Genomic DNA, 13789 nt, shown 5'->3' with positions numbered 1-13789 from the left:
AATTATGAATACAAACTCTGTTTTTATAATAATAAGAGAATTTTTTTCCAATTATAAATGATCGACTGCACATAACTTTAATTTATCATTGAAACGAATTAAAAACAGCAGCAAATTCTGCATTTTATCGCAAAAATATATTACATTCGAAATACAGGAACAGACGTTTCAGAGAAAACCTAATTTTTGTCATATTGATATACGATGACAGACATTTTGACAGATCAGTCTCCGAAGCAGTGTTTTTCATAACTTTATTAAATACAATAAATTAAATCTGTTTTGGCATTTGGCACTATTTTTGTGACTTATAAATGGTTGCGAAACAAGACTGACAATATGAACGATTTTTGAGATAATAAAATATTAATGAAAGGATACATCTGATTATGTCCATGAATATCAAAAAGATTACAAAAGGTGAAATACCGGAAGTGCTGCCGATTATTTCGGTACGAAACACGGTATTTTTCCCGCATCAATTTATCCCGCTGGCGATTGGCCGTCCGAAATCGCTGCGATTGATAGAATATGCCGTTCGGGAAGATTCGCTGATCGGCGTGGTTGCCCAACGCGATGGCACCATCGACGATCCGAACAAAGAAGATTTATACAAAATAGGCACCATCGCCAGGGTTCTGAAAGTTATTGATCTGCCGGACGGCAGCAAAAGCGCTTTCATTCAGGGGCTGATCCGGTTTAAAATTACCCGTTACACGGAAACAGAGCCGTTTTTTGCAGCGGAAATTGAAGCGCTGGACGACATCGTTCCCGAAGATGAACTGAACATCGAAGCGATGGCGACCAACCTGAAAAACCAGTTTCAACGGGCATCGGATCTGGCGCCGGAAATAACTACCGAACATCAGGCGATGATCGCGAATTTGCACGAACCGGGAATTGTGAGCGATTTGATTATTGCGTTTTCCAATGTGCAAGTTGAGCAAAAACAACAAATTCTGGAAATTGTAAATCTGGAAGAACGACTGAAAAAGGTCACCACTTTTTTCAATCGGTATTTGCAAACACTAGAATTGGGCAAAAAAATTCAGTCGGATGTGCAAGACGAAATCAATCGCGGACAGCGGGAAATGTATCTGCGCCAGCAGCTGAAAGCCATCCAGAAAGAGCTGGGTGAATTTGATGATTCCTCCGACGTGAGCGAATTGCGCAAACGATTGGAAGAAATAAAAATGCCCGATGAAGCCCGCAAAGTTGCGGAAAAAGAAATGGATCGCCTGTCCCGCATGCATCCGGCTTCGGCTGAATATACGGTTGCCCGGACATATCTGGACTGGTTGCTGGACCTGCCGTGGTTTGTGAGCTCGGAAGATAATCTCGATATCAAATTGGTAAACGAACAACTGGAATCCGACCATTTTGGTTTGGAAAATGTCAAAAAACGGATTCTGGAATACCTCGCGGTGCGCAAATTGAAAAACGATATGCGCGGTCCGATTCTCTGTTTTGTCGGCCCTCCCGGCGTCGGAAAAACATCGTTGGGACGTTCGATTGCCGATTCGCTCGGGCGGAAATTTGTGCGGCTGTCGCTGGGCGGCATCCGTGACGAAGCGGAAATTCGCGGGCATCGCCGAACCTACATCGGGGCGTTACCGGGACGCATTATCCAGGGCATTAAACGCGCAGGAACCAATAATCCGGTGTTCATGCTGGATGAAATCGACAAAGTGGGTTCGGATTTCCGGGGCGATCCTTCTGCCGCGTTGCTGGAAGTGCTCGATCCCGAACAAAATCACACATTCAGCGACCACTATCTGGAAGTGCCGTTCGACCTGACAAAAGTGATGTTTATCGCCACCGCGAACATGCAGGAAACCATCATTCCGGCACTGCGCGACCGGATGGAAGTCATCGAAATTCCCAGTTACATCGAGCAAGAAAAGGTCGAAATCGCCAAACGCTTTTTGTTGCCGAAACAAATTAAAGAACACGGTTTGAGCGAAGAATCAGTGACCATTACCGATGACGCTATCCGCACGGTGATTTCCGGGCATACCCGCGAAGCCGGCGTCCGGAATCTGGAGCGCAAAATTGCCGGTATTTGTCGCGGTATTGCGAAAGATGTCGCTGCAGGCACTGCTACTTCCGCAACTGTGGACGACGGCGATGTACAACGGTATCTCGGTGCCGAAAAATTTTACAGCGAAGTTGCCGAGCGCATTGACGAACCCGGCATTGCAACCGGGCTTTCATGGACGCCCTCCGGCGGTGCGATTTTGTTTATCGAAGCGCACAAAATGCCCGGCAAAGGCAAGCTGGTGCTCACCGGACAACTGGGCGATGTGATGAAAGAATCGGCGCAGGCGGCGCTGAGTTACATTCGTGCCCGCACGGAAGATTTCGATATCGAAGCGGATTTTCACGATAAATACGACATCCATATTCACGTGCCCGCGGGCGCAATTCCCAAAGATGGTCCATCTGCCGGAATCACACTGTTTACGGCGCTGCTCTCGCTGCTGAAAGGCAAACGCGTCGGCAACGACATCGCCATGACCGGCGAAATCAGCCTTCGCGGGAAAGTGCTGCCGGTTGGCGGCATCAAAGAAAAAGTGCTGGCAGCGCATCGTGCCGGCATCAAAAAAATTATTTTACCGGAACGAAATCGCGCCGATCTGGAAGAAATTCCGGAAACCGTGATGAAAGAAATGACCTTTATTCTCGTCAAAAACATGAACGAAGTGCGGAAGATTGCCATCGATGGTGCTTCCATCAATTTCAAACCGGATTCTGTCATTGAAAGCTGGAACGATCCGGAAATTATTCATACGGGTGTGGCGCAGGAGGTTCAGGCATGAGTGCCCAAAGGGATTATTACAAGGTGCTTGGCGTAAGCGAAACGGCTTCTCAGGATGAGATAAAGCAGGCGTATCGCCGGTTGGCGAAACAACACCATCCGGATTCGCAGGGTGGCAACAAAGCCGCCGAAGAAAAGTTCAAGATGATCAGCGAAGCGTACAGCGTTTTGGGTGACGCGGAAAAACGCCAAAAATATGACATGATGCGCCGCCATGGCTTTTCGAGCGACGGATTCAATTTTGGCGGAAATTCCCGGCGTGGCGAACCCGGTCAAAATCCTTTTGGGGGCGGTTTCTCCGGTAATTTGCATGATATTTTCAGCAATTTATTTGGTGACAGCCCCGAAGATAATCCCTTTAGCGGCGGCGGTTTCGATGACCGGTTTACCCGAACCCAACGCCAGAAAGTCGCGCGCGGCGCAGATATGGAATCGACCATCACCGTTCCGTTCGAAATGGCGGTAAACGGCGGCGAAACCGTAATCAAAACCGGCAGCGGCAAACGTATCAAAATCAAAATCCCGGAAGGCGCAGAAGACGGGAAAAAAATCCGGCTGCGCGGACAGGGCGCGCCATCGCCAAATAGCGGCGAGCCCGGCGATTTGTATTTAACAATCAAAGTTGCCGCACATGCGGAATTCGAGCGGCGTGGATTTGATATTTATTCCAATGTATATATCAATATTGCAGAGGCTGTGTTAGGCACAGAAGTTTTTGCAAATACCGTTTCCGGGAAAAAAGTAAAGCTGAAAATTCCACCGGGAACCAGCAGCGGCAAAGTTTTCCGTTTGCCGAATATGGGTATTAAAGCGGAAGGCAAAGAGGGCAACCACTACGTTCGCATCGAAATTGATGTGCCACCCAACCTGTCCATGGGACAAAAACGGGAATTTAAATCTTGGGCAAAAAAACTCGGATTGATTTAATACATTTCCTCACTTGACCCACGTTTTAATTTTTTTAATCAAACGCCATTATTACTTCAGAAAGAGCGGGTAATAGCACGCTCTTTCTGGTTTTGCAACAGTTAAAAAATGTAAATTTTTAAGAAAAATGTCATTTTCCTTAAAATGTGATTTATCTTTAACATCATTTTTCAACACAATTTAACCAACTAAGGGAGTCTGATTTATGGATAATTTCTCTACTCGAATGAATGAGATTGCACGGTTTTTGAGTATTGTATTTTTCGCCTTACTGGTTGTGCAACCAATTTTCGCACAAGATGTTGAGGACACAATAGAATCGTTACCAGAAGATCCGCTGAAAAAATTTATACAACCATTAACCAACGCTGTTGGTGCAAATCTCAATACCGGTTGGATAAATTTGGCACCCGAAAACAAAATTAAAGGATTGGACATCCGATTCGGATTGGTTGGTGCAGGCGCATTTATCGATTCGGATGAACAGGTGTTTCAATTGATCGATATCTTTTTTCCGCTCAGCGAATCGAGCGCAACATCTGTTGCACAGTCCATAACTTCAAATACTGCGTTGCAAAATGAGATCAAAAATGGACTGATGTCCGGTGATATTGATTTGAAAAACGAAATTACCAGCCCCACTGTTTTTGGCAGCGAAGATGATTTTTTGGTCATTCGATATCCCGAGCAGCAAGTTACTGTGCAAGGGCAAACGTTTACAGTGCCTGAACAAACCATCAATTTAGAAGATGTTCGCGGTGTTTTAAATGATCCCGGCATTTTCCCGACGGTTGTGCCACAACTAAGTATTGGGACATTTTATGGCACACAGGCGACATTTCGCTGGCTGCCCAACATTAAAATTAATGAAGAAGTGGGTGAACTGGCGTATTTTGGTTTCGGCATTCAGCACAATCCAGCTGCTTTGCTAAACGCTCAATTACCGGTCGATCTTTCACTCTCGTTTTTTACCCAGACACTGGAAATCGGCACTGGTATTCTGGATGTCACCACAACGGCTTTTGGCTTGAATGCCAGCAAAACCTTCGGCACTTTTGCTGCCAGCGTAACGCCATACGCCGGATTCCTCATCGAAAAATCGAATATGGATATTAGTTACGATTACGAACCCTCTCCGGGAAATACATTTCCGATTTCAATTGAGCTGGAAGGCGATAACAAATCCCGGTTTGTTTTGGGATTGGGTTTAAACCTTTTTGGGGTAAACATTTTTACAGATTACAACTTCTCGGATACCAACACATTTAACGCGACACTGATGTATGGATTTTAGATAAACACCATACAAACAAATAATTACGCAATAAAAAAGGGCGATTTTTTTCGCCCTTTTTTATTTACTGACATATTTTCAAACACATTTAATTGGACAGTTGCCGTTCAATTCGGGTGAGTTGCTGTTGTAAATCCGGGTTATCCGGGGAGATTCGCAAACCGTTTTCGACGGTTTCCCGCGCTTGTTGAGCTTGCCCGTTTTGCAAATACACATCGCTCAATTCCAGATACAGCGATATCGATTGCGGCTTCAGTTCAATCAGCTTTTCATAGCATTCAGCAGCAGCGGAAATATTGGGCAATTGCCGAAACACCTGCGCCAGATTCAGCAGAACAAAATACTCATCCGGCTGAATGTCCAATGCTTTTTGGTAGCACACAATTGCACTCTGCAAATCGTTGTTCAGAAAATATTGCGTCCCCAGATAATCCAACCCCAACACCCAGCGCCGCCGAACCGGGAAATCCTGCGCACCGAGCGCGGCAAGCTGATCGTGCAAAAATTGCCTCACATCCAGATTATTGCCATATCCAAAATGCAGCGCCATCAACGAAAACGCTTTCAAATCGACATCGGTGCTGTGGGCAAGCTGGCGCAATTTGTCAATCACAACCGGATCACCATTGCTCATTTGGGCACGCAAAAAGCGGCGAATATAGACAAACAGCGAGCGCACCTGGGCAATCGGGTGCCGCGCATCGGGCTGCAACAGCAGATCTGCGGCTGTTTTGTGATCGCGGATGTTCAGCGCATCAATAAACGCCTGCACCACTGCGTTCCGAGGTTTCAGATCGCCATACCATTCGCGGGTTTTTGCTTCCAACTGATCTATCGACATATTTTGATGGCATTTCTGGCAGGCGTTTTCCAGCCCTATCGATGCATCAAACGCTGGACGTGGAATGGCGATGGTGTGATCCGAACGCGCGTATGGAATTTCGCTACCGACCCCTTTTTCCTGCAAATACGGCATGTGGCAATGCACGCAGCGGCTGCCATCGGAATTCATGGGATGTTTGGTGTGCTCCGGCGAATCGATGTAACTCGGATGGCAACCGGTACACTGACCGTCATCGAAGCGGCTGGCCAGCGGTTTGCCGAAATTATCGCGATAATTCAGCGAATGCGGCGAGTGGCAATCCACGCAAGTCATCGATCCGTTGATGTAGCAATCGCTGAACAGGTGGTTTTCCTGATAACTGAACCCGATCACGCGCCCGTCAACGGTGTGCTGCTCCTCCGCCAGCAACGGCAATTTCAGCGAGAAATAATCTTCCAACGGTTTGCCGTCGATGTAACCCGGTTGCAGTTCATCTTTGATGGCGTGACAGCGAAAACACAGCTCCAGCGAGGCATCTTTGCTCAGCGTGGCGAGCGAGTTAAGTCCAATATTTTCAAATGTTTCATGTCCGGGCTGATTCATCAGTATCACATGCTGTTTTCCCGGACCGTGGCACGATTCGCAGTTGATGCTGAGACTGGTGTATTCCGTTTCGTAGCGCTGCGTTTCCGCATTCAGCGCAACGGTCACCTGACTGGCGTGACAATTTTGGCAGTTCGAATAATTTTCCAGCGAGCCCAACATGCGGTGGGGCGGCCAATTTGCCAAATCGGTCAGCGCGATATTTTCAGAAATGGGCATCCAGTGCAAATTATCGCGGAGTTGCGCAAACCAGATGCCGCGATGTCGACTAAAATCGAACGGCAAAAATCGCATTGTGCCATCCGGCGCCTGCACAAAAAATGTTTGTGTGCCGCCGCCAACCATGTGCCCGCCCCCCACTACAGCAACTACCGGAATTTCAAATGTTGGCTGTCCGTTCGGCTCGATCGCAAAAAAATATTTACCGTCGCGTTTTAGCGGAGTGACTGTCGCATCTTTAAACCGGAGGGGTTGCCCGTCAAATTTGGCGATAATTTTCACTGCATCCGGCTCACCGCCGGCTTTTCCGTGGGTTGATTCCTTCCATTCAAGATATTGCGCTTCATGGCAACCGCCGCAAACTGCGGCACCCACAAAATCTTCTCTGGCAATTTCGGTTGACGAGTAGGGTTTTACCGCCGGAAATTTGATTGGTTTATCGCTGTTTTCGCCACCACAGCCAGAGAAAACAATGGAAAAAAAACTCATCGCAAAAACAAAACTTACCCAGATCAGCGGTTGCCTTCTCAAATTTGTTTTCATCGGCTGCCATCCCGCGACCAGCTCGGCGCTTCGCAATTGCATAGCTTACGCATATATTTCACTAAATCGGCAATTTGCGCTTTGGTTAACGTTTCCAGAAATGGCGGCATGGCGTGGCTACGGTTCATTACAAATCCGCCGGCGGCGATGCCATCATACAATGCGGCATCCTGCCGGGTGGACATATAGGCTGAATCGCTGTGAGCCGTGGGTGAAACGGGCAAATAGCGGGCGTTGTAGCCGTTGCCATCGCCGGTTTCGCCGTGGCAGATGCCACACATTTGAGCGTACAGCTCAGCCGTATTTTTATTTTCACCGGGCAGCGTAACCGGGTGGTTGACCAGTGATAAGTACGTAGCTTCGGTTGTTGTTGCGGCATTACTTTGTTGATGCAAAAACTTAAAAATATTCTCACGCCAGCTTTCCGGCATGGGAATTTTGGGCATGTGGTTGTGAGGCAGCACGGCCTGCGGATCGGAAATAATTGCCCAGAGGTAATCGGGCATCAATCGCAAATTTACTGAATTCAGGTTTGGCCCGATTTTCCCGCCCGTTTCGCCAATCGTGTGGCAACCGATGCAGGGCAATTTTTCATTCAGCAATTGGGTGGTTTTATTCATCGAAAATCCCGAAAGCGGCGTGATTTCAAAAGGGATTTCCGGCAATCTTCGGGACGATTTTACGGTCAGCAAATACGCTGCGATGGTTTCGGCTTCCGCATCTGTCAACCGGAAATCCGGCATTCGGCTGCCGCTCCCCGGCTGGTATCCGAACGGGCGGATCGCGTGCGATTTTTTCAGATATTCTTTCAGCCATTCCGGTTGAACCCGATCGCCAAGTCCCGTTAAATCCGGCGCTAATTGCCGATTTGCTGCAGAAATTTGCGAATGGTTATGGCAGCCAACGCACTGTTGTGACCGGAAAATAGTTTCGCCGGTCGCAACCGTTGCCGCCGGAAATTTTTCTTTTGCGGCAGCAAAAACCTGCTCCATTTTGCTGCGCTGCTCTTTTCCAGTTGCCATCAGAAATGCAGTCAGATTCTGAACGCGGGTGGCAGCATCGGGATAACGCGGTTCGAACGCATTTTCCGGCGCAAAAAACTGGGGCGGCATCACCGCTGCGGCAATGCCAAAAACCGCCGGCGATGCGAGATATTGTTGCACAAATTCCGGTTTTAGCCGGTAACCGATAGTTGCCAAATCTACGGAAATCTGTTCACCTGCACCGTTGAAACTGTGGCAGCTCAAACAGGCGTATTCGCTGCGAATTTTTTGATCAATTTCCGAAATCTCGACAGCCGGATTTTCCCATTTTTGGAGCGTCTCGGGAATTTCACCGGCGCTCTGCGGTACAAATTGTTGTTCGCTCAAAAAAAGGGTTAGCGCCAATGCCTCATCGGGTTGCAGGTGAAAATCAGGCATTCGGGAATTCCCGATGTGCTTCCGTATTTTTTGAGGATTTTGCAGATATTCAAACAAATAGGCGGGTTGGTATCGCAATCCGGCAAAGCTCAAATCCGGAATTTGCGCTGTCAGATGTGTCGCAGGCAAATTGGCGTGGCAGCCGGCGCAACCCAGTTCCGCGATCAGCGAGTCCGGCACTTGCGGCGATGCAAACAGTGCATTACTGAAACATAGAAAGGTTGCCGCAACAAATTCGGCGATCCGTTTGCATATTACATTTGATTTCAAAATTTGTGTCATCGGGTTATTGTAGTGCGTATAACTTGCGATCCTGGCTTCCGAAATAAATCACACCATCGTGAACCAGCGGCGTGCAGGAGACGCTGAATTCCGCTTTAAATCGCCAATATTCCAATCCGTTTCGGGCATCCAACGCGTATACGTTGCCGCCTTTATCACCAAAATAGAGAACATTTTCGACCAGCGCGGCAGAGCCCAAAATCTGATCATCACATTCAAATTGCCATTTCCGGGCACCGGTTTCCAAATTCAGGGCATAAAAATGCGTGTCCCAACTGCCGATGTAAACCGTGCCATTGCTGATCACCGGAGCGGTGGAAACAGCGTGTCCGGTGCCAAACTGCCAAACGGTTTCGCCGCTATTTTGGCTGAGGCAATATATGCTGCCGTTCATGCCGCCAAAAACCAACAGGGTATCTGTCAACGCAGGTGATCCCAAAATATTCCCGGAGAATTGTTTTTTCCATTTTTCTTTGCCGGATAGCAGATCGACACAATATAACCAGCCATCCTCGTTGGTGATAAACGCATTGTTACCGCTGATTGCCGGTGTTCCGAAAATTTTTGCGCCGGTATCGACCCGCCAAAAAACTTCGCCGGATTCCCGGTTTAATGCATAATAATGGCCGTCGCTACTGGCATAATATACTGTTTTATCAACAACTTTGGGCGAGGCATAAACACCGTCTTTACCTTCTGTTGCGGTTTGCCAGATTTCCTGTCCGTTTTCGATGTCAATACAAATCATACGACCTTCCATCGTTCCGATGTAAACCATATTGTCAACGACTGCCGGTGTGGAATACAACGTTCCATTCGCACGATATTCCCATAATTTCTCGCTGTTCATGTCCAGCGCAAAAAACTGACCGTTGGTGACCGGCACCAAAATTTTATTATTTGCGATAACCGGCGATGCAAAAATCCAGTCGGTCGTTTTAAATTCCCATTTCAGCTTTGGGCGTTTATTGATCGGGGATTGGTTTTTAATGACACCCGTATTTTGCAAATCGCTACGGAACATTGTTTCTTTGGATGAATCGAAACTACCGCAACTTACGATTATTATACCAGAAATGATAATTACCAAAAACCGAACAAATTGCTGCTGTACTGTCATAAACGATTACCCTTTTTCGTTACCGTTTCAGTGATCAAAAAAAAGTCCACCGGAAAGCGCCTGCTTTGGGTGGACTTTCAATGTATCGCAGATTTACAAAATAATCAACAGGTTACATAAATTACGGCTGAGAGTTTAACAGTAATTCGTCATAGCTGGCATCGTAAATTTCACCGCGAAGGGTGGAACTAACCAGCCGGTAATCGCCGAAACCAGATTCGTCAATAAACAGGAATCTGGCACCGCCATCCAGATTGTGATAAAACCAGACGATGTAGGGGCGATATTCCCTGCTATTGGGTTGACGGTCGATCTGATTCGGCTCGCCATATTTAACATAAATTCTGCCGCGATCCGATTCCCAGCCATCGAGTGTGGAAAATGCATACAAATCATTTGCGTATGCGACACGCGCGTAATATTCGTGCCGTAAACCGGGGCTTTCCTGCTCACGGTCCGCCCAAAAGCGGAAGAGGAACATACGTTTGGACTCAACGGTATCTAGGCTTTGATAAATTTGCACTTCTTCTTTATTGGCAATATACCCTGCCTGATCAAACATTTCGTCCAGTTCGGCTTCCGATGCAGTTGCAAACTCGCTTTGCGGAAATAAGGTCAGAAATTCCTGATCGGTTTGTCCGGGTTTCATAATGTAAAAATTTGCCCGGGTGTAAACCGAATAATTCGATGTTTTATCAACGACAGCGTAAATAAGGGTATATAATCCGTTTTTGTAATCAGAAACATCAAAACTGCCAACTTCAACGGCCGATTCCTGAGTCTGATTTTTACTGTAGCGTTTGTTGGTAATAATTTTGCCATCGGTATCGGCAATGGCAATTTCGACATCTACTTTTGCGCCGGGAACTTCACTTTTCAAATTATACATTTCGAGATAGTAAAATAGGCGTGGCGTTTCTTCATTATACATTCGCATCGGATTTGGGTAAACTTCCATCGTATTTTTATAAAATAACCCATTACGATTTACTGCGCCTGTTTTAATATTGGAGCACAATTCGATATCGCTTAACACGATTTTATTTTCTTTCGAGAAAGTAGGTGCCGTAATTTCGTGATATAAGGAGTCGATACCCGTCATTTTATCATCCGACATCCGGACCATTTTGATGCTGTAACGCCCCTCCGGCAAAACCGTTTTTATCACACTCCCCTGAATTCCGTTTTCTCCTGTTGCCGATGGTGGTTCCATCGTAACTTTCAGGTTATTTTTTGCCAATAACGAATCTTTTGAGATATCTTGCAAATAGAATTCAAGATTGACTTCGCGGGTACCCACCTGATTGGGATCCAGATTATAGAGCATGTAATAAATTTCGAGATATGTGTGATGTTCATCGTAGCGGAAGCGGGCAAAATCCAGAAACATCCGAACATCCTTGGCAACAGCGATTTGGCAAAACAGTGCAATAATAACAGAAGTAAAAATTAATTTAGTTAATATTTTTTTCAACGGAACACCTCGATTAATTGTTTAATTCGGATACAATGCATCACCTCAAAATAGGCCTTAAACCAACCGATTGAGAGAAGCATCAAAATGTCGATTCGCTCAACCATGCACCAATTTAAACAATTTTGATGAGATATTCCATACCCCAATTATGGGATTTCCAGTTTGTCCCTAAAAACAAAAAGGCTGGCAAAAGCCAGCCTTTTTGCAGAAAAAATGTATTTCAGATATTAGAATCCAACCGTCAATGAGAACAGGTTGTTGCCATCGAAATACTGGGAATCGCGGAAGGCATAGTCTAACGCGAGGTTGGTGCCACCGTAGTTGTAATTCAGGCCAACACCAAGGGTAAAGCGATAGAGCTGGTCTTCGGAATCGATTTTCTGGGTAGCCAAATAACCGCCACGCAGGAAAATCAGGTCTGAATAAGAATATTCAGCACCGAATTTGAAATCGTCGTTACCGAAGTTATTGCTGACAAAATTGCCGTTAAAAACGATGCTGTTTTGCTCGTTGATATCACGGCGATAGCCAACACCCAACTCAATGTTTGCCGGCAACTGATGCGAAGCTGTGGGGATTTCCACAAAGCTTGCTGCACCGGTTCCGGATTGCTGGATCAGGAACGCCGAACCGCCATACTGCAAGTTGGTTCCAATGTTTTTTACAACCAAGCCCATGGAAAGGCCATTGAAACCACCCAGTTCGTGATACTGAATACCAACATCAAACGCGAATGCGCTGGCGCTGGCGCGCGGCACGCTTTCGTTTACCAATTTACCCGTAAGACCAACCTGAATGGCATCGTTTACTTTACGGGAATAGGTAACAGCCATTGTCATAAATGAAGGCGAAAACGTTGCTCCGGAGGAGCCATTATAGTCTTCATTTGTTGTTAATGGAATGTCGCCGAAATCAAATGCTTTGATGCTGAATCCAACATGGCCCATACGGCCGGCGTTGAAGCCCAAAGCAAGATAGTTAACGTTGACATCATTAAAAACAGACATTGTTGAGAAAGTACCCATTGCATTGCTTTTCTGCGAAGAAAAACCAGCCGGGTTCCAATAGATAGCATCTAAGCCGGACGAGAATGCCACGTTGGAGCCGCCCATTCCTAAATCACGAGCGCCAACCGGAACGAGCAATTGATCGCCACCAGCAGTTCCGATCCGGGCAGGGTCGCCGCCATACAGCGGGGATACCCCTAAGAAGAAGGCAGTCACTGCGAGTGCAATGATGCTAATCATCTTTCTTGTTTTCATATCTACTCCTTTAATCATTTGCTATAACAGGTTTTTAAAAATGCTTCGTTCTAAGTGATTTAAATTATGCAACGATTAGAAATATTGCAGAATTTCTTCGCCCTGAACAACAAACACTTTTAAGACCTTGGTTGCGCCCAGATCGGGCATTTCAACGTGAACCATGTAAATACCGCTTGCAACTGGCAGACCGGACTCGTTACGCAGATCCCAGCGCATAAACTGGCTATCGGACGTAATTTTGTCGCTTTCGGTCAGTTTACGTACCTGAACACCTGACAGCGAGAAAATACGAACCGTAATACTGCCGGTTTCGGGCATGTTTGTGAAGGTTACAAAACGGTTAAAGCGGCTGGTTTCTGAAGGATTTTGTGCATAATACGGGTTCGGGAACACGTTAATGTTATCAACATCCTCTTTCGCCAGATCTTCGCTTTTCACAACAGCAGGTGCTGTAAATTCGAACACGTCGTTAGGCGTGTTGATTTTACCGGGGAAGATCGCAAATTCATCTTCAGCTGTTGCATTCGGCGAGAACGGCACAGCAGCCACGACGGTTGACCGACAGCCAATACATAACAGGCATATCGCCGTTGCCAATAAGTTCCTGCTGGAATGTTGGGTTCGGCGTCTCGCTATAATCAGCATCCAAGATAAACAGCCATTCGCGGGACCGCCACGCAACATTATCATATCCGTTATCTCCTGGGAAATATTTTCCATCAACCAGACCGGCGGGCTGATTATTTTCCATAAACGCCACTGCCAAACGGCGGGGTTTTCAGGATCATCAATGTCATACGCGCCAACGGAACATTGCGTTCGAAGGTTTGTAGGCATATCCACCACCGGTGTTCAAGATGATGGTGCGAATTCCGGTAATGCGGGTGCAGCTCCAGCGCCACGCAAGAAGCGATAACCAAAAGATACATTCGGGTCGCCACCACTTGATCAAATGTCGGATTTAATGCTACACTGCCGTCTGGCACACTAGCCAAAA

Annotated in this window: 11 protein-coding genes; 3 read left to right on the top strand and 8 right to left on the bottom strand. The window is 46.7% G+C overall.

Annotated features, from left to right (window positions below):
• Positions 1 to 395: 395 nt before the first annotated feature.
• The 3 genes from lon to H6629_12030 all read left to right on the top strand — a co-directional run bounded on the left by lon (position 396) and on the right by H6629_12030 (position 5039).
• Positions 396 to 2819, top strand: a complete 2424-nt coding sequence (lon, locus tag H6629_12040) for an endopeptidase La (GenBank protein ID MCB9068524.1) — start codon at positions 396 to 398, stop codon at positions 2817 to 2819.
• Complete coding sequence (locus H6629_12035) at positions 2816 to 3745, top strand: J domain-containing protein (protein ID MCB9068523.1); 930 nt, start codon at positions 2816 to 2818, stop codon at positions 3743 to 3745. Before lon ends, H6629_12035 begins: the two co-directional genes overlap by 4 nt.
• A gap of 205 nt (positions 3746 to 3950) precedes the next feature.
• Entirely contained in the window at positions 3951 to 5039 is a 1089-nt protein-coding gene (locus tag H6629_12030; protein MCB9068522.1) for a hypothetical protein, read from the top strand.
• Between the two features lie 88 nt (positions 5040 to 5127).
• Here H6629_12030 and H6629_12025 read toward each other — a convergent pair whose 3' ends face one another.
• From H6629_12025 to H6629_11990, 8 genes are all read right to left on the bottom strand, one after another.
• Entirely contained in the window at positions 5128 to 7227 is a 2100-nt protein-coding gene (locus tag H6629_12025) for an ammonia-forming cytochrome c nitrite reductase subunit c552 (GenBank protein ID MCB9068521.1), read from the bottom strand.
• Entirely contained in the window at positions 7224 to 8918 is a 1695-nt protein-coding gene (locus H6629_12020; GenBank protein ID MCB9068520.1) for a c-type cytochrome, read from the bottom strand. The genes H6629_12025 and H6629_12020 overlap by 4 nt, the downstream gene beginning before the upstream one ends.
• A 16-nt stretch (positions 8919 to 8934) precedes the next feature.
• Entirely contained in the window at positions 8935 to 10050 is a 1116-nt protein-coding gene (locus H6629_12015; protein ID MCB9068519.1) for a PQQ-binding-like beta-propeller repeat protein, read from the bottom strand.
• Between the two features lie 121 nt (positions 10051 to 10171).
• Positions 10172 to 11440, bottom strand: a complete 1269-nt coding sequence (locus H6629_12010) for a GWxTD domain-containing protein (protein MCB9068518.1) — start codon at positions 11438 to 11440, stop codon at positions 10172 to 10174.
• 314 nt (positions 11441 to 11754) lie between these two features.
• Positions 11755 to 12789, bottom strand: a complete 1035-nt coding sequence (locus H6629_12005) for a PorV/PorQ family protein (protein ID MCB9068517.1) — start codon at positions 12787 to 12789, stop codon at positions 11755 to 11757.
• 75 nt (positions 12790 to 12864) lie between these two features.
• Positions 12865 to 13341 (bottom strand): T9SS type A sorting domain-containing protein, encoded by a 477-nt coding sequence (locus tag H6629_12000; protein MCB9068516.1) that lies wholly within the window; start codon positions 13339 to 13341, stop codon positions 12865 to 12867.
• A complete protein-coding gene (locus tag H6629_11995; GenBank protein MCB9068515.1) occupies positions 13304 to 13543 on the bottom strand; it encodes a hypothetical protein in 240 nt (79 codons plus the stop codon). The genes H6629_12000 and H6629_11995 overlap by 38 nt, the downstream gene beginning before the upstream one ends.
• Positions 13533 to 13721 carry a hypothetical protein gene (locus H6629_11990; GenBank protein MCB9068514.1) on the bottom strand — a complete coding sequence of 63 codons (189 nt, stop codon included), beginning with the start codon at positions 13719 to 13721 and terminating at the stop codon, positions 13533 to 13535. Before H6629_11990 ends, H6629_11995 begins: the two co-directional genes overlap by 11 nt.
• Positions 13722 to 13789 lie beyond the last annotated feature (68 nt).

It is taken from the genome of Calditrichia bacterium (assembly GCA_020634975.1).
Classification (GTDB): domain Bacteria; phylum Calditrichota; class Calditrichia; order RBG-13-44-9; family J075; genus JACKAQ01.
This window is presented reverse-complemented; position numbering and strand designations above follow the sequence as displayed.

Coding starts and splice junctions, on each gene's coding strand:
- lon (MCB9068524.1), top strand. CDS start 396: ATGAATATCAAAAAGATTACAAAAGGTGAAATACCGGAAGTGCTGCCG.
- H6629_12035 (MCB9068523.1), top strand. CDS start 2,816: ATGAGTGCCCAAAGGGATTATTACAAGGTGCTTGGCGTAAGCGAAACG.
- H6629_12030 (MCB9068522.1), top strand. CDS start 3,951: ATGGATAATTTCTCTACTCGAATGAATGAGATTGCACGGTTTTTGAGT.
- H6629_12025 (MCB9068521.1), bottom strand. CDS start 7,227: ATGAAAACAAATTTGAGAAGGCAACCGCTGATCTGGGTAAGTTTTGTT.
- H6629_12015 (MCB9068519.1), bottom strand. CDS start 10,050: ATGACAGTACAGCAGCAATTTGTTCGGTTTTTGGTAATTATCATTTCT.
- H6629_12010 (MCB9068518.1), bottom strand. CDS start 11,440: ATGTTTCTGGATTTTGCCCGCTTCCGCTACGATGAACATCACACATAT.
- H6629_12005 (MCB9068517.1), bottom strand. CDS start 12,789: ATGAAAACAAGAAAGATGATTAGCATCATTGCACTCGCAGTGACTGCC.
- H6629_11995 (MCB9068515.1), bottom strand. CDS start 13,543: ATGGAAAATAATCAGCCCGCCGGTCTGGTTGATGGAAAATATTTCCCA.
- H6629_11990 (MCB9068514.1), bottom strand. CDS start 13,721: ATGTATCTTTTGGTTATCGCTTCTTGCGTGGCGCTGGAGCTGCACCCG.